Origin of the sequence: Micromonospora sp. NPDC048905 (assembly GCF_040649655.1) — a bacterium.
In the GTDB taxonomy this organism is placed as follows: Bacteria; Actinomycetota; Actinomycetes; order Mycobacteriales; family Micromonosporaceae; genus Micromonospora.
This window is the reverse complement of record NZ_JBEZFV010000019.1, coordinates 1-15,475: the sequence shown is the minus strand read 5'-3', so window position 1 is coordinate 15,475 and position 15,475 is coordinate 1. Positions and strand designations below refer to the sequence as shown.

At 71.8% G+C, this 15,475-nt stretch carries 19 protein-coding genes, 1 pseudogene and 1 riboswitch; of the genes and pseudogenes, 10 read left to right on the top strand and 10 right to left on the bottom strand.

What is annotated here, in order from left to right:
• Positions 1 to 28: 28 nt before the first annotated feature.
• Entirely contained in the window at positions 29 to 616 is a 588-nt protein-coding gene (locus AB0C01_RS31295; RefSeq protein ID WP_357244534.1) for an ECF transporter S component, read from the bottom strand.
• A gap of 77 nt (positions 617 to 693) precedes the next feature.
• Positions 694 to 798: riboswitch (TPP riboswitch) on the bottom strand.
• 106 nt (positions 799 to 904) lie between these two features.
• On the opposite strand from AB0C01_RS31295, the gene AB0C01_RS31290 reads away from it, so the two are divergent.
• The 5 genes from AB0C01_RS31290 (at position 905) to AB0C01_RS31270 (ending at position 6,069) form a co-directional block, all read left to right on the top strand.
• Positions 905 to 1,735 (top strand): alpha/beta fold hydrolase, encoded by an 831-nt coding sequence (locus AB0C01_RS31290; protein ID WP_357244537.1) that lies wholly within the window; start codon positions 905 to 907, stop codon positions 1,733 to 1,735.
• A 28-nt stretch (positions 1,736 to 1,763) separates the two neighbouring features.
• Entirely contained in the window at positions 1,764 to 2,570 is an 807-nt protein-coding gene (locus tag AB0C01_RS31285) for an AAC(3) family N-acetyltransferase (protein WP_357244540.1), read from the top strand.
• Positions 2,567 to 3,316, top strand: coding sequence for an SIS domain-containing protein (locus AB0C01_RS31280; RefSeq protein WP_357244543.1), 750 nt, complete (start codon positions 2,567 to 2,569; stop codon positions 3,314 to 3,316). The genes AB0C01_RS31285 and AB0C01_RS31280 overlap by 4 nt, the downstream gene beginning before the upstream one ends.
• A gap of 139 nt (positions 3,317 to 3,455) precedes the next feature.
• On the top strand, positions 3,456 to 3,959 hold the full coding sequence (locus AB0C01_RS31275) for a DUF6328 family protein (RefSeq protein ID WP_357244546.1): 504 nt from the start codon (positions 3,456 to 3,458) through the stop codon (positions 3,957 to 3,959).
• A 103-nt stretch (positions 3,960 to 4,062) separates the two neighbouring features.
• Positions 4,063 to 6,069: an acyl-CoA dehydrogenase family protein gene (locus AB0C01_RS31270; protein WP_357572853.1), complete on the top strand. Its 2,007-nt coding sequence runs from the start codon at positions 4,063 to 4,065 to the stop codon at positions 6,067 to 6,069.
• A gap of 111 nt (positions 6,070 to 6,180) precedes the next feature.
• On the opposite strand, the gene AB0C01_RS31265 is transcribed toward AB0C01_RS31270, so the two are convergent.
• From AB0C01_RS31265 to AB0C01_RS31230, 8 genes are all read right to left on the bottom strand, one after another.
• Complete coding sequence (locus AB0C01_RS31265) at positions 6,181 to 6,348, bottom strand: hypothetical protein (RefSeq protein WP_357244553.1); 168 nt, start codon at positions 6,346 to 6,348, stop codon at positions 6,181 to 6,183.
• 70 nt (positions 6,349 to 6,418) lie between these two features.
• Positions 6,419 to 7,027 (bottom strand): hypothetical protein, encoded by a 609-nt coding sequence (locus tag AB0C01_RS31260; RefSeq protein ID WP_357244556.1) that lies wholly within the window; start codon positions 7,025 to 7,027, stop codon positions 6,419 to 6,421.
• Positions 7,028 to 7,178: 151 nt separating this feature from the next.
• Complete coding sequence (locus AB0C01_RS31255; RefSeq protein ID WP_357378404.1) at positions 7,179 to 7,577, bottom strand: Fur family transcriptional regulator; 399 nt, start codon at positions 7,575 to 7,577, stop codon at positions 7,179 to 7,181.
• Positions 7,574 to 7,873 (bottom strand): metalloregulator ArsR/SmtB family transcription factor, encoded by a 300-nt coding sequence (locus tag AB0C01_RS31250; RefSeq protein ID WP_355030824.1) that lies wholly within the window; start codon positions 7,871 to 7,873, stop codon positions 7,574 to 7,576. Before AB0C01_RS31250 ends, AB0C01_RS31255 begins: the two co-directional genes overlap by 4 nt.
• Before the next feature lie 37 nt (positions 7,874 to 7,910).
• On the bottom strand, positions 7,911 to 8,783 hold the full coding sequence (locus tag AB0C01_RS31245) for a metal ABC transporter permease (RefSeq protein WP_357244562.1): 873 nt from the start codon (positions 8,781 to 8,783) through the stop codon (positions 7,911 to 7,913).
• Positions 8,784 to 8,786: 3 nt separating this feature from the next.
• Positions 8,787 to 9,548 (bottom strand): metal ABC transporter ATP-binding protein, encoded by a 762-nt coding sequence (locus AB0C01_RS31240; protein ID WP_357244566.1) that lies wholly within the window; start codon positions 9,546 to 9,548, stop codon positions 8,787 to 8,789.
• Positions 9,545 to 10,486: a metal ABC transporter substrate-binding protein gene (locus AB0C01_RS31235; protein WP_357244570.1), complete on the bottom strand. Its 942-nt coding sequence runs from the start codon at positions 10,484 to 10,486 to the stop codon at positions 9,545 to 9,547. The genes AB0C01_RS31240 and AB0C01_RS31235 overlap by 4 nt, the downstream gene beginning before the upstream one ends.
• 53 nt (positions 10,487 to 10,539) lie before the next feature.
• Positions 10,540 to 10,797, bottom strand: a complete 258-nt coding sequence (locus AB0C01_RS31230; RefSeq protein ID WP_110566727.1) for a hypothetical protein — start codon at positions 10,795 to 10,797, stop codon at positions 10,540 to 10,542.
• 29 nt (positions 10,798 to 10,826) lie between these two features.
• Between AB0C01_RS31230 and AB0C01_RS31225 the strand changes: the two genes are divergently transcribed.
• From AB0C01_RS31225 to dusB, 5 genes are all read left to right on the top strand, one after another.
• Complete coding sequence (locus AB0C01_RS31225; protein ID WP_110566725.1) at positions 10,827 to 11,168, top strand: antibiotic biosynthesis monooxygenase; 342 nt, start codon at positions 10,827 to 10,829, stop codon at positions 11,166 to 11,168.
• A 24-nt stretch (positions 11,169 to 11,192) separates the two neighbouring features.
• Positions 11,193 to 11,672: a hypothetical protein gene (locus AB0C01_RS31220; protein WP_357244574.1), complete on the top strand. Its 480-nt coding sequence runs from the start codon at positions 11,193 to 11,195 to the stop codon at positions 11,670 to 11,672.
• Positions 11,673 to 11,786: 114 nt separating this feature from the next.
• Positions 11,787 to 13,166, top strand: a complete 1,380-nt coding sequence (locus AB0C01_RS31215; protein ID WP_357572852.1) for a glycine--tRNA ligase — start codon at positions 11,787 to 11,789, stop codon at positions 13,164 to 13,166.
• 163 nt (positions 13,167 to 13,329) lie between these two features.
• Positions 13,330 to 13,923 (top strand): hypothetical protein, encoded by a 594-nt coding sequence (locus tag AB0C01_RS31210; RefSeq protein ID WP_357572851.1) that lies wholly within the window; start codon positions 13,330 to 13,332, stop codon positions 13,921 to 13,923.
• 71 nt (positions 13,924 to 13,994) lie between these two features.
• Complete coding sequence (gene dusB / locus AB0C01_RS31205; RefSeq protein WP_357244583.1) at positions 13,995 to 15,167, top strand: tRNA dihydrouridine synthase DusB; 1,173 nt, start codon at positions 13,995 to 13,997, stop codon at positions 15,165 to 15,167.
• Between the two features lie 216 nt (positions 15,168 to 15,383).
• Here dusB and AB0C01_RS31200 read toward each other — a convergent pair.
• Positions 15,384 to 15,475: pseudogene (locus AB0C01_RS31200) on the bottom strand (phytochelatin synthase); the annotation flags it as partial.

Sequence of the window (15,475 nt, the reverse complement as noted above, 5' to 3'; positions counted from 1 at the left end):
CGCAAACCTCTTGATCAACGGGGCGGGGTCAGATCAGGGCTCGGTCTCGGCCCGCCGGGAAGCGGTCCAGGACGCCGGTGTTGGCCAGGGCCTTCGTCAGCAGCCAGCCGCCAGCACCAGCGATCACGGTGGCGCTGACGATGGTGAGCAGCGCGTACGGGATTCGGTAGTCGGCAAGCGCGTAGGCGTCGTTCCAGACGAAGAAGTCGAACAGCGCGGCGCTGAGGCCGGTCAGCGCGCCGGCCAGCATCGCGGTCGGCAGCCGGAACGACCGGTACCGGAAGGCGGCGAACGCCAACTCGGCGCCGATGCCCTGCACGATGCCCTGCGGGATCACCGTGCCGGCCCACTGGCTGCCCAGCAGCGCGGACAGGACCGCGGCCACCGTCTCGCAGTAGAGCGCGGCACCGGGCTTGCGGATGACCAGGCCGCCGATCACGGCCGGCATCAGCCACACGCCGTAGAGCAGCGTCTGCGCCGGCGGGAAGAACGCGAACGCACCCTCGGTGGCGCTCCAGACCAGGCCCCAGGCCCAGAAGATGACGCCGAAGGCGACCGCGATCACCGAGGCGACCACGATGTCGATGGTCCGCCAACGGTTGGTGGTGTTGTCCATGCTGGTGCTCCCAGTTCAGTAAATCGAACCAGGAGAAGACGCACGCCGCGCGTCCGGTGGCACCGGACGGCGGCGCGGCTGGAGGTCGACCGAACTCCCTGCGCTGGCATTACCCAGATCAGGTTCGAGGGTCTGCGGGCATGCCCGCACTCTCAGCGCTGTGCGCTCCCCTGTCGGATGTGAAGTTGTCTCGTCGACGCTAACACTGACCAGGGGGGCCGGCCCAGCAGGGCATCCGCCCATCTCGGCGTTCAGCCGGCCGTACCGCGGCTGGGTAGGCTGACGATCATGCGGGTTGACGCGCGAGGTCTCACGTTCGAGGTAACCGCCGGCGGTCCGTCGGACGGCGTACCCGTCCTGCTGCTGCACGGCTTCCCCCAGCACAGCGGTGAATGGGACGACGTGGTGCCCGCGCTGCACGCGGCCGGGCTGCGCACGTACGCGCTGGACCAGCGCGGTTACTCGCCCGGTGCGCGGCCGACGGCGGTGGCCGACTACCGGATCCCCGAACTCGTCGCCGACGTGGTGGCGGTGCTCGACGCCCTGGGGCTGGACGCCGTGCACCTGGTCGGCCACGACTGGGGCGCGATCGTGGCCTGGGCGGTCGCCGCCGGGCACCCCGACCGGGTCCGCACCCTGACCGCGGTGTCCGTGCCGCATCCGGCCGCCATGGCGTACGCCCTGAGCAACGACGGCCAGCAGAAGGCCCGCTCGTCGTACATCACGTTGTTCCGTAAGCCGGGCACGGCGGAGAAGGTGCTGCTGGCGTGGCACGCGACCGCGCTGCGCAAGATGCTCGGCGGGGTGGGTGACGCGCCCCGGGTGGACCGCTACGTTGCCCCGATGCGCGAGCCGGGGGCGCTGACCGCCGCGCTGAACTGGTACCGGGCGATGTCCCGCGCCGACCTGGCCGGTGTCGGCCCGGTCGCGGTACCCACCACCTACGTCTGGAGTGACCGGGACGTCGCCATTGGCCAGACCGCCGCCGAGGCGTGCGCCGCGAACGTCACCGGAACGTACCGCTTCGTGCGGTTGCCAGGTGTGAGTCACTGGATTCCGGACACCGCGCCGGGTCCGCTCGCCGAGGCGATCCTGGCTCGGGCCGGCGGAACGGCCTGAGCCTGTGGGCCAGCCAGGGAGGGGCGCCGTGACCACGAACGCCAGCGGGCCGGGCACCCGACGCTCGATCGCCGCGCAACTGCGCCTGCTGGGCGTACGCCCCGGGGCGACGCTGCTGGTGCACGCCGCGCTACGTCCGCTGGGGTTCGTCAGCGGCGGCCCGCACGCGGTGGTGCTCGCCCTGCGCGACGCGCTCGGCCCGGACGGCACGATCGTGGTGCCCACCCACACGCCGGACAACAGTGACCCCGCGGGGTGGCGCAATCCACCGGTGCCGGCGGACTGGTGGCCGCTGATCCGCGCCGAGATGCCGGGCTTCGACCCGGCGGTCACGCCGAGCCGGTTCATGGGCGTGCTCGCAGAGACGGTTCGCGGCTGGCCCGGCGCCCTGCGCAGCTCGCATCCGCACGTGTCGTTCGCCGCGCTCGGGCCGGCCGCCGAGCAGGTGGTGGCCGGGCACGGCCTGGCCGACATGCTCGGCGAGGGTTCTCCCCTCGCCCGGCTCTATGACCTGGACGCCGACGTCCTGCTGCTCGGCGTGGACCACTCCGTGAGCACCTCGCTGCATCTGGCCGAGTACCGCTGCCCCGGTTCGCCGCGCGAGCGGGTCGGCGCCGCGGTGCGGACCGGCGACGGTGGTCGGGAGTGGATGTGGTGGCAGGACGTACGGCTCGACGCGGACGACTTCGACGCGCTGGGCACGGACCTGGAGGCCACCGGGGCGGTTCGCACCGGACCGGTCGGCACCGGGACCGGCAGGCTGATGAGTCAGCGGGCGGCTGTCGACTTCGCGGTGCGCTGGCTGGACCGACACCGGACGACGGAGGACGCATGACGGTGAGTGCCGAGGCCTACCTGGCCGTGGTGACCGAGACGATCGGCCGGGTGGCCGCCAGCCAGCGGCTGGCGGTGGGGCGGGCCGCCGACCTGATCGCCGACGCCGTCCGCGCCGACGGGGTGGTGCACGCGTTCGGCACCGGGCACTCCGAGGCTCTCGCCATGGAGATCGCCGGCCGGGCGGGCGGTCTGGTGCCGACCAACCGGATCGCGCTGCGCGACCTGGTGCTGCTCGGCGGCGAACCGGCGGAGCGGCTCGGCCCGCTGCTGGAACGGGACCCGGCGGTCGCGCACCGGCTCTACGAGTTGGCGCCGGTCCGGCCCACCGACGTCTTCGTGCTCGCCTCGAACTCCGGGGTCAACGGCGCGATGGTGGAGTTCGCCACGCTCGTCAAGGAACGCGGTCACGGCCTGGTGGCGATCACCTCCGCGCAACACTCGGGCCGGATGACCTCCCGCCACCCGTCCGGGCGCAAGCTGGCCGACCTCGCCGACGTCGTGCTCGACAACGGCGCTCCGTACGGTGACGCGACGCTGCCGCTGCCCGGCGGCGGGGCGGTCGGCGCGGTCTCCTCGATCACCGCGGCGCTGCTCGCCCAGCAGGTGACCGTGGAGGTGGTGGCCCGGCTGCTGGCGGCGGGGGAGCGGCCGCCGGTCTACCTGTCGGCGAACATCCCGGACGGCGACGCGCACAACACCGAGCTGGAGGCCCGGTACGCCGGTCGGATCCGACGCGGGTCCTGAGGCCGTACTGATAACCGACGTGCGTCCAGAAGGTGAACAGCGAATGTCGTGAACCTGTTTCGCGCTCACCCGGGTGGGGCATTGGCGTTGCTGCCGGCGGCCGGGACCGCCGGCAGTAGCGTCGCAGCGGAGGTAGCGCGTGTCCAAGGAGACCGAGAAGCAGCGTTGGCAGCGGAATTTCGCCGACCTGTTGCAGGAGTTGCGGGTCGCACAGACGGGCGTGCAGATCCTCTTCGCCTTCCTGCTCACCCTGCCGTTCAGCAACGGGTTCACCGAGACCACGGAGTTCCAGCGGGACGTCTACATCGTCGCGCTGCTCGCCGCGGCCGCCGCGACCGCGATGATCATCTCGCCGGTGGCGTTCCACCGGGCCCTGTTCCGGCAGGGGCGCAAGCCGGAGTTGGTGCGCTTCGCGCACCGGATGGCCACCGGCGGTCTCGCCTTCATGCTGATCGCGATGGTCAGCGCGGTGCTACTGATCACCGACTTCGTGCTGGACCGGCCGATCGCCTTCGTGCTCAGCGCGCTGACCGGGCTCTGGTTCCTGACGTTCTGGGCCGCCCTGCCGTTCGCCCGCCGCAGCTGGGGTGAGGACGACATCGACGACGACGACGACGACCCGGACGAGGTCGCCGGCCGCTGATCGAGCAGTTCTCCACCGAGCGCTACCCCTGGGTAACACCCGGGGGTAACGTGACGGTAGTCGCACACGTCGAGCAGCCGCACCGAGGTTCGAGGGGGCAGCCGTGACCACGACACAGGACGGCCGACCAGCACCGGACGGCCCGGATTCCGACACCACCCCGCAGACCGCCGGAGCCGCCGCACCGCTGCCCGCGGAGGCCGGGCAGGTCTCGGAGAAGGAGGCCCGGCGGGTCGCCGAGGCCGCTCGCGAGTCCTCCTGGGACCGGCCCAGCTTCGGCAAGGAGTTGTTCCTCGGCCGCTTCCGGCTCGACCTGATCGACCCATGGCCCCGGTCCGACCCGGACGACGTGGCCCGTGCCGAGGAGTTCCTCGGACGGTTCCGCGCCTTCCTGACCACCGAGGTGGACGGGGCGGCCATCGAACGCGACGCGTCCATTCCGGACTCGGTCTTCCACGGCCTGGCCGACCTCGGCGCGTTCGGCATGAAGATCGACCGGACGTACGGCGGGCTCGGGCTGAGCAACCTGCACTACTGCCGGGCGCTGATGCTGGCCGGCTCGGTCAGCCCGGCCATCGGCGCGCTGCTCTCCGCGCACCAGTCGATCGGGGTGCCGCAGCCGCTGAAGATGTTCGGCACCGCCGAGCAGAAGCAGCGCTTCCTGCCCCGGCTCGCCGCCGGCGAGGTGTCCGCGTTCCTGCTCACCGAACCGGACGTCGGCTCCGACCCGGCCCGGCTGGCCACCGTCGCCGAGCCGACCGAGGACGGCACCGGCTACCGGCTCAACGGGGTGAAGCTCTGGGCCACCAACGGCATCGTGGCCACGCTGCTGGTGGTGATGGCCCGGGTGCCGGCCACCGAGGGGCGGCGGGGTGGGATCACCGCGTTCGTGGTGGACGGGGACAGCGCCGGCATCACCGTCGAGCGGCGCAACGAGTTCATCGGTCTGCGCGGCCTGGAAAACAGCCTCACCCGGTTCCACGACGTGTTCGTGCCCGCCGAGAACGTGATCGGCGGCGAGGGCAAGGGGCTGAAGATCGCCCTGACCACGCTGAACACCGGCCGCCTGTCGCTCCCGGCGATGTGCGTGGGCGCCGGCAAGTGGGCGCTGAACGTGGCCCGGGGCTGGGCCGCCGACCGGGTCCAGTGGGGCCGTCCGGTGGGCGAGCACGAGGCGGTCGCCCAGAAGCTCTCCTTCATCGCCGCCACCACCTACGGCATGGAGACCATGCTCGACCTGTGCTGTCTGCTCGCCGACGACGACCGCAACGACATCCGAATCGAGGCCGCGCTGGTCAAGCTGTACGCCAGCGAGATGGCCTGGAAGATCGCCGACGAACTGGTCCAGATCCGGGGCGGGCGCGGCTACGAGACGGCCGACTCGCTGGCCGCCCGCGGCGAACGCCCGGCCAACGTCGAGCAGGTGCTCCGCGACCTGCGCATCAACCGGATCTTCGAGGGCTCCACGGAGATCATGCACCTGCTGATCGCGCGGGAGGCGGTCGACGCCCACCTGTCGGTGGCCGGCGACATCATCGACCCGGACGCGGGCCTGGGCCGCAAGGCGCGCGCCGGCGCCCGAGCCGGTGCCTTCTACGCGAAGTGGCTGCCCACGCTCGCCGTGGGCCGGGGGCAGAGCCCGTCGGCGTACGCCGAGTTCGGGCCGCTCGCCCCGCACCTGCGGCAGGTGGAGCGGTCATCGCGCAAGCTGGCCCGTTCGACGTTCTACGCGATGTCCCGCTGGCAGGGAAAGATGGAACGTAAGCAGGCGTTCCTCGGCCGTGTGGTGGACATCGGCGCCGAGTTGTTCGCGATGTCCGCCGTCTGTGTCCGGGCACAGTCCGAGCGGGCCAGCCGCCCGGAAAATATCGAGTTGGCCGACCTGTTCTGCCGGCAGGCGCGGGTGCGGGTGGACGCCCTGTTCTCGGCTCTCTGGGACAACACCGACTCGGTCGACACCGCCGCCGCGAAGCGGATCCTCGCCGGCCGCTACGCGGGCCTGGAGGAGGGCGTGCTCACCCCGTCCGACGACCTGCCCTGGGTGGCCGGCTGGTCGCCCGGCCCGTCCACCGCCGAGGACGTCCGCCGCCGCATCCCGCCGAGGCCGTGACCGCGCCGCCTGGCGTCCTGCCGGGCGGTGACCGCGCCGCCCGGCGTCCTGCCGGGCCGTGACCGCGCCGCCCGGCGTCCTGCCGGGTCGGTGCGGTGGTGACGGTGCGGGTCAGCTGGCGATCGCCCAGGCCAGCACCGCCGCCAGGATCAGTCCGTTGAGCGCCGCCAGACCCAGGTAGGCCGCGGACGGGATCTTCTTGCCCCGGCGGACGAAGGAGACCAGGACGGCGGCGTAGCCGAGCAGCAGGACAGCGATGACGACCAGGAAGTAGAACACCCGAAGACCTTAACGGTCCCCGGCGCGCGAACCGCGACGGCGCGGTGGTCGCCGGCACCCGTGGTCGACGTCAGCGGCTCCGGCCGCGCAGGCCGAGGTGGCGCAGCTCCAGCGCGGCCAGCGCGTCGACCGTCGCGTCGTCGCCGCGCCGCCACGCCTCGGCCACGTCGGGGCCGACCCGGGTGAGCCGGCCCAGCGGCTGGGTGGCCAAGGCACGCAGGGCGAGCAGGTCCCGGCCGGCCGGCCCGGCGGCCAGCTTCGCGGCCGACCCGGCCCGACGCATCCAGCGCAGCCGCAGCGGCAGCCAGCCGAACAGCACCAGGCCGAGCGGGAAGATCAGCACCGCGATGGTGAGGGCGAGGGCGAGCTGGTCGACCAGGTGCTGCTGGTCGCGGCCGGCGTCGGCGAGCCCTCGGGCGGCGTCGGCGGCCCGCTGGAAGGGCGCGGTCAGCTCGTCGCCGACCAGCGGCACTCGGCGAACCTTGCCGCCGGCGTCGGCGAGGTTGTCGGCGAGGCCACCGCCGGCACCCTCCAGTTTCTGTCCCGGTACGGCGAGCTTCTGCACCAGGTCGTGCAGCCACAGCGCGCCGCGGACCGCCGCGTACACCCAGGCGACGACGAGGAGGTCGGTGAGCAACTGACGGGCGGCGGTCGGGAACCGATCGGCATAGATCTTCACGCCGGACAGCGTGACACGAACGGGCCGGGACCGGCACCCGCCGGATCAGCCGGCGGGGGAGCGGTTCGACCCGGGCCGGCCAGCTTCGCGCCGCCCGGATCGAGATGTCGAGCGAGGTCTTGCTGCATTGCCGGCGATGATGAATGACCGTTCAGCGGACGCAGGTGGGGCAGGTGCCGAAGATCTCCAGGGTGTGGCTGACGTCGGCGTAGCCGTGCTGCGCGGCGACCCGGTCGGCCCAGCTCTCCACCGCTGGGCCGGCCACCTCCACCGTGTTGCCGCAGACCCGGCAGACCAGGTGGTGGTGGTGTCCCTCGCTGCACCGGCGGTAGAGGTGCTCGCCGCCCGGCGGCCGCATCACGTCGATCTCACCGGCGTCGGCCAGCCCCTGCAGGGTGCGGTAGACGGTGGTCAGGCCGACCCGCTCGCCGCGCTGCCGCAGCATCGCGTGCAGGTCCTGGGCGCTGTGGAAGCCCTCCATCTCGGCCAGCAGCGCGCTCACCGCCGAACGCTGCCGGGTGTTGCGCACCGCGGCGCCCTGCTCGCTCATGATCCCTCCCCGGCGTGGCTGACCGCGTCGGCCACGATGTGCGCGACGTGCTCGTCGACCAGGCTGTAGGCGATCTCCCGACCTCGGCGGGAACCCCGCACCACCCCTGCGCCGCGGAGCACCCGCAGATGCTGGGAGACCAGTGGTTGCGCGGCACCGAGTTTGTCCACCAGCTCGTGTACGCACCGCTCACCGCTCGCCAGCTCGCTGACGATGGCCAACCGGATCGGCGCCGACAGGGCGCGGAGCAACTCGCTGGCCCCGTCGAAGCCCTCGTAGCCTGTCGCGCTGGTCATTCCGTAACGGTACCCATTACCACCGACGGCTCGCGGATCAGGATCGGCCCAGTACGACCTCGTGGGGTTCGGCTGTTGGCGCGGGGGTCGGCGTCGACCGTCGGCGCAGTGTCCGCCAGACCCCACCGGCGACGGCGACCACCAGGAAGGAGGCGATCGCCACCAGCACCACCGAGGCACCCGGCGCGGTGTCCGCCGTGGCCGCCACCCAGACACCGGAGCCAGCGGCGAAGAGCCCGAGTGCCATCGCGGCCGTCATGGTGCTGCGGAAGCCCCGGGTGACCTGCTGGGCGGTGGCGACCGGCACCACCATCAGCGCGCTGATCAGCAGCACCCCGACGGCCCGCATCGCGATGGTCACCGTGACCGCGGTGGCGACCGCGATCAGCAGGTTCAGCGTGCGTACCGGCAGGCCGGAGACCCGGGCGTACTCCTCGTCGTGGCTGACCGCGAAGAGCGCCGGGCGCAGCGCGATCATCGTGACCAGGATCGCCGCGCCGAGCACCGCGATGGTGATCACGTCGGCGAGGGAGGTGGTGATCAGCGACCCGAACAGGTAGGCGTTGAGGTTCGCGCTGGTTGCGTCGGAGAGGCCCACCAGCAGTACGCCGCCCGCGATGCCGCCGTAGAAGAGCAGGGCCAGGGCCAAATCGCCAGAGGTACGCCCCCGAGCCCGGACCACCTCGATGGCGATCGCGCCCGCGGTGGCGACCAGCACGGCGACCAGCACCGGCGAGCGGTTGAGCAGCAGTCCGGCCCCGACGCCGGTCAGCGCGACGTGCCCGACGCCGTCACCGATCAACGCCAGTCGGCGCTGCACCAGGTAGATGCCGAGCGCCGGCGCGGCCAGGCCGATCACCAGCGCGCCGATCAGGGCATGTTGCATGTAGGAGTACTGGAAGAGTCCCATGGGTCAGTTGCTCCACAGCCCGGCGGGCTCGTCGTAGCAGTGCGGGTGCACGTGGTCGTGGTCGGGCTCCGCGTGGTGGCCGGCCGGGTCCGGCACCGCGCCGTCGTGGGCGATGCGACCCTCGTGGACGACGACAGCCCGGCTGATCACCGGTCGCAGTGGGCCCAACTCGTGAGCGACGAGCAGCACCGTCCCGCCGTCGGAGACGAAGTCGCGCAGCGCGCTGGCGAATGCCTCCTGGCTGGTCGCGTCCACCCCCGCGGTGGGCTCGTCGAGGACCAGCAGCTCCGGCTGGCCGGCCAGCGCGCGGGCGATCAGGGTGCGCTGCTGCTGGCCGCCGGAGAGCGTGGCCACCGGGTCGCCGGCCCGGTCGGCGAGCCCGACCGCGAGCAGCGCGGCGTCGACGGCGGCGCGGTCGGCTCGACCCGGCGGGCGGAGCACGCCCCGGCGGGCCAGCCGCCCGGAGGCCACCACCTCACGGACGGTGGCCGGTACGCCACCACCGGCGCCCAGGCGCTGCGGAACGTACCCGATCCGCTCCCACTGCCGGAACCGGCGCAACGGCCTCTCGAAGAGGGTGACCGAGCCGGCGCTGACCGGCACCAGCCCGAGCACGGCGCGGATCAGGGTGGACTTGCCGGAGCCGTTGGCCCCGAGCACGGCGACCACCTCACCGGCGGTGACGGTGAGGGAGATGTCCCGGAGCACGGGGCGGCCGTCGTAGCCGACCACCCCGTGCTCGACGGTGATGACAGGTGTGGTCACGAGCAGCCCAAGGCCGTCTGCAGGGTCCGCAGGTTGGTGCGCATCACCGAAAGGTAGTCCCCGTCGCTGCCGGCGGCGAGCCCTTCGATCGGGTCCAACACGGCGGTCTTCGCGCCGACCTGACCGGCGATGGTCTCGGCGACCTTCGGGCTGACCAGGGTCTCGAAGAAGATCGTGGTGGCCTGGTGCTCCTTCGCCTCCTCGATCACGTGCGCCAGCCGCTGCGGCGAGGGCTCGACGTCGGGGCTCAGCCCGGTGATGCCGACCTGGTCGAGCTGGTAGCGGTCGGCGAGGTAGCCGAACGCGGCGTGGCTGGTCACGATCTCCCGCCGTTGGCAGGTGGCCAGGCCCTGCCGGAACTCGCCGTCCAGGGCCGTCAGGTCGGCGCGCAGCGCCGCCGCGCGGGCGGTGTAGTCGGCGGCGTGGTCCGCGTCGGCCTTGCCGAGCCGCTGGGCGAGCTGGTCACCGATGCCGGCCAGCCGGGTCGGGTCGAGCCAGACGTGCGGGTCCTTGCCGCCGCTGTCCTCGGTGTGCCCCTCCTCGCCCTCGTGGTCGTGACCGCCGGCGGTCGCGTCCAGCAGCGGCTGCACGCTTGTCACGTCGAACGCCCGGTCGCCACCGTTCTGCGCGACGGCATCGTCCACCGCCGGCTGGAAACCCTTCAGGTAGACGATCAGCTCAGCCTCGCTGACCTGACCGACCTGGCTGGGGTTGAGTTCCAGGTCGTGCGGTTCGGCGCCCGGCTTGGCCAGGTTGGTCACCCGGACCGCGTCGCCACCGACGCGCTCCGCGATGAACTGGAGGGGGTAGAACGCGGCCACCACGTCGACCCGTTGGGGGTCGGCGTCAGCGCCTCCGGTGGAGCAGCCGGCCCCGGCGCCCAGGGCGAGGAGGGCGGTCGCGGCGGCCAGGACACGGGACGTGGTGCGGTTGCTCATGTCGTCAACTGTCCGTGGCAACGATAATGATTGTCAAAAACGCATGGTTCATGTCAGAGCAGCTTCGCGAGGCCCACCGTCACCAGCAGGGTGAGCATCACCAGCCGAAGCAGCCGGGTCTGCGGCGCCTGAACCGCCCAGGTCGTCGCCAACAGGGCGATCAGGACAGCGGCGAGCGCGAGGGTCAGCAGCCCGCCGATCACCCCGGGCGTGAAGAACGCCACCAGCACCACCACCAGGGTGAGCAGGAACACCGACGTCGGGTTGGCCCCGGCCAACCGGGCCAACAGAGGGCGCTGCGTACGCTGCATCCCACAGACTCTACGAGGAGGGACACCCGTTGCTGGTGACCAACCGGTTCGTGGTCGACGTCGATGTCGCCGACGACTTCACCGAACGGGCGCACGCCGCCCTCACCGCACTGGCCGCCCGCCCCGGCTACCTGCGCGGTCAACTGGTCCGGGCGCTCGACGACCCCCGGTACTGGTCGCTGGTCACCGAATGGGAGTCGGTCGGCACCTACCGCCGGGCACTGGGCGCCTTCGAGGTCAAGGTCAGCGCCGTGCCGCTGCTCGCCGAGTCGGTCGACGAGCCCTCCGCGTACGAGGCGCTGGCCACCGCCGCCCCCGGCGGGGCAGTTGTCGTCGCCGAGAGTGATCGGGCTGCGGGTCCTTACCGCTGAGCCGCCGGACACTACGCTGCTCCTATGACCGCACCCGCCCCGCCACCCGGTCCCGGCGTGGCTCCGCCGTTCGCCGCGCCGCCCACCGAGGGCCGTCGGACTCGGCTCTGGATCGGCCTCGGCGTCGGCGCGCTCGCCGTGGTGCTCTGCTGTGGCGGGGGTGGCAGCGCCGTCATCGGCCTGGCCGTCACCGGCGTGCAGGCGATCGGGGAACAGGCCCGCACCGTGACCGGCGCCTACTACCAGGCGCTTGTCGAGCGGGACTACGGGCGGGCGTACGAGCAGCTCTGCGACGACGCGCAGCGGCGCGAGTCCCGGCCCGAGTTCGAACGGCGAGCCGCCGCCGAACCGCAGGTCACCGCGTTCCGGCTCGGTCAGGTCGACACCATCAACCTGACCGTGCCGGTGGACGTGAGCCTCTCCGGCGGCGACCGGGAGCAGCAGCAGGTCAGCCTCGGCCGGGACGGGCAGACCGGCGGCGTGGAGGTCTGCGGGGTCAGCTGACCCGCCACCGGTATTCTGCTGGGCTCAGGGCGACGGTGGTCGTACCGTTGTCCCGAACCGACCGATCCATCCACATCTCGCCCCCGCCGACCGCCAGCCGGCGTAGGAGGAAACATGCCAGCCGACCGTATCGACGCCGTCGTCAGCCTTGCCAAGCGCCGAGGCTTCGTCTTCCCCTCCAGTGAGATCTACGGAGGCACCCGATCGGCGTGGGACTACGGCCCGCTCGGCGTGGAGCTCAAGGAGAACGTCCGCCGGCAGTGGTGGAAGACCATGGTCCAGCAGCGGGACGACGTGGTCGGCCTCGACTCTGCCGTGATCCTGGCCCGCAAGGTGTGGGAGGCGTCCGGCCACATCGCCGAGTTCGTCGACCCGCTCACCGAGTGCCAGTTCTGCCACAAGCGGTTCCGGGCGGACCACCTGGAGGAGGCGTACGCGGAGAAGCACGGCAAGCCGCTGACCTCACTCGCCGAGCTGAACTGCCCCAACTGCGGCAACAAGGGCACCTTCACCGAGCCGAAGATGTTCAACGGCCTGATGAAGACCTACCTGGGTCCGGTGGAGAGCGACGAGGGTCTGCACTACCTGCGCCCGGAGACCGCGCAGGGCATCTTCGTCAACTACAAGAACGTCGAGACGGTCGCCCGTAAGAAGCCGCCGTTCGGCATCGCCCAGACCGGTAAGTCGTTCCGCAACGAGATCACCCCGGGCAACTTCATCTTCCGGACCCGTGAGTTCGAGCAGATGGAGATGGAGTTCTTCGTCGAGCCGGGCACCGACGAGCAGTGGCACGAGTACTGGCTCCAGGAGCGCTGGAACTGGTACCTCGACCTCGGCCTGTCGGCGGACAATCTGCGTCTCTTCGAGCACCCCGCCGAGAAGCTCTCGCACTACTCGAAGCGGACGGTGGACATCGAGTACCGCTTCCAGTTCGGCGGCACCGAGTTCGCCGAGCTGGAGGGTGTCGCCAACCGCACCGACTTCGACCTCTCCACGCACAGCAAGCACTCCGGCGTCGACCTGTCGTACTTCGACCAGACCAAGAGTGAGCGCTGGATGCCGTACGTCATCGAGCCGGCCGCGGGTCTGACCCGCGCGGTGCTCGCCTTCCTGCTGGAGGCGTACGACGAGGACGAGGCTCCCAACACCAAGGGCGGCGTGGACAAGCGCACGGTGATGCGGTTCGACCCACGGCTGGCGCCGGTCAAGGTGGCGGTGCTGCCGCTGTCGCGCAACGAGGCGCTGTCGCCCAAGGCGAAGGACCTCGCCACGCTGCTGCGCAAGCGCTGGGTGGTCGAGTTCGACGACTCGCAGGCGATCGGCCGCCGCTACCGCCGGCAGGACGAGATCGGCACCCCGTTCTGCGTGACCGTCGACTTCGACACGCTTGACGACAACGCCGTGACGGTGCGCAACCGGGACACCATGGCCCAGGAGCGGGTCTCGCTGGACCAGGTCGAGCGCTACCTGATCGAGCGCCTCCCCGGCTGCTGACGTCCTCCGAAAGCCCCTCCCCGACCGCGGTCGGGGAGGGGCTTTCTGGTGCCTGACCAGGTGCGGGACCCGAAACGAACCGTCGGCGAGTCGCGGGCCGATGAAATTAGTTCAATGCCATCTTTCGATATCTTGGGTCTCGATCGGGAGAAGGTGGGATGACATGGCGAACCGACTGTCCGTCCTCCGCGTGACCGCTGCGGCGTCGATCGTCGTGGGACTGCCGGCGCTCTCGGGCTCGACGGCCCACCACGGTGCCGCCCAGGCCCCGCCGCCGCACCTGACCTCGGCGTCGCGCGGGTCGGCTGGTGCGGTCCCCACGACCACCGTGTCGCCGGTCCCCGAGATGATCGAGGCCGCCCAGTGGAGGATCGAGCAGCCGGCCCCGTCCCGCGGCGGTCCCGCGCGGCGTACCTCCCCGCACGCCCCCGTGACACGTCTCGCCCCCGTGACGGCGATCCACTCGCAGGCCAAGATCGACAGCGGGGCGCTGGTGACGTGGACGACCTCCCCGACGTGCCTCCTGGCGGGGCACGACACCATGGGTTGGGCGTGGCTCAACGACCTCCCGGCCGGGAGGGTGGTGCGGGTCGACTCGGGGCCGTGCGCGGGCACCTACCAGGTGGTCGGGCACCGGTGGCAGCCGCGTAAGGGCGGCACGATGCCGGACTGGGTGAGCAGATACGACCTCGTGCTCCAGACCTGTACGGGGCGGAGCGGGACGGGGTTCAGCACCGCTCGACGGCTGCCCCGGTAGGCCCGGTCGGTCGACCCGGGCGCCGCCCTGCGGCAGGTAAAGGGGGAGGAACCCCTCCGTATACTTGCGGGGTGAGTGATGTCGCGGTGGCGCCCGGACGCCCGTTAACCCTCGGTGGCTACCAGGTGTGGCCGCCGGTGGTGCTGGCGCCGATGGCCGGGATCACCAACGTCGGCTTCCGCCGGCTCTGCCGGGAGCAGGGCGGCGGCATCTACGTCTGCGAGATGATCACCACGCGGGCGCTTGTCGAGCGGAACCCGAAGACCCTGCACATGATCGCGTTCGGCGACGACGAGAAGCCGCGCAGCCTCCAGCTCTACGGCACCGATCCGGAGATCACCGCCGCCGCGGTCCGGATCATCGTGGAACGCGACCTGGCCGACCACATCGACCTCAACTTCGGCTGCCCCGTACCCAAGGTCACCCGGCGTGGTGGCGGCGCGGCGCTGCCGTGGCGGCGCCGGCTCTTCGCCCGGCTGGTGCGGGCCGCGGTGGACGCCGCGGCACCGGCCGGGGTGCCGGTCACCGTCAAGATGCGCAAGGGCATCGACGACGACCACCTGACGTACGTCGAAGCCGGGCTGGCCGCCCAGGAGGCCGGCGTGGCCGCGGTGGCCCTGCACGGGCGGACGGCCGCGCAGCGCTACTCGGGCACCGCCGACTGGGACGCGATCGCCACGTTGAAGCAGGCCCTCGACGTGCCGGTGCTCGGCAACGGCGACATCTGGGAGGCCGACGACGCGCTGCGGATGGTCGCGCACACCGGGGTCGACGGCGTGGTCGTCGGGCGTGGCTGCCTGGGGCGCCCATGGCTGTTCGCCGACCTGGAGGCCGCCTTCAACGGCCGGCCGGAGCGGCGACTGCCGACCCTCGGGGAGGTGTCGGTGACCATGCGTCGGCACGCCGAGCTGCTGGTCGACCAGTTCGTGGCCGCCGCCCGCAACCCGACCCGGGGCGAACGGGACGGCTGCGCCGATTTCCGTAAGCACGTCGCCTGGTACCTCAAGGGCTTCCCGGTCGGCGGCGAACTCCGCCGCTCACTGGCGATGATCGAAAGCCTGGCTCAGCTCGACGACCTGCTCGGCAAACTCGACCCGACGGAGCCGTTCCCGGTGACCGCCCTGGGCCAGCCCCGTGGGCGCACCAACTCGCCGGGCAAGGTCTTCCTGCCGGATGGTTGGCTGGCCAGTCGGGACGACGACGCCGTCCCCGAGGGCGCCGAAATGGACGACTCCGGAGGCTGAGCGCCCCGGCCGCACAGATCTTGGACACTTTCCGTTAGCCGCTAACGGAAAGTGTCCAAGATCTGCTCATTCCACGCGGTGCTTGGGTGAGGAACCGGGCGACCTGGCGCGGGGTGGGGTGGGGCGCGCTTCGGGCCGGGCTCGCGGATCAGGCCGAAAGGGCCGGTCCCCGTGGTGGGGTCCGGCCCTTCGGTGTAAGCGGTGGTGGTGTGGGGGTCAGCTGGTGGCGTAGCCGCGGGTGGCGATCCAGTCGGCGAGGTGCTCGACGGTGATCCAGTAGGAGGCGGTGTTCGGGTCGGCGGAGTCGG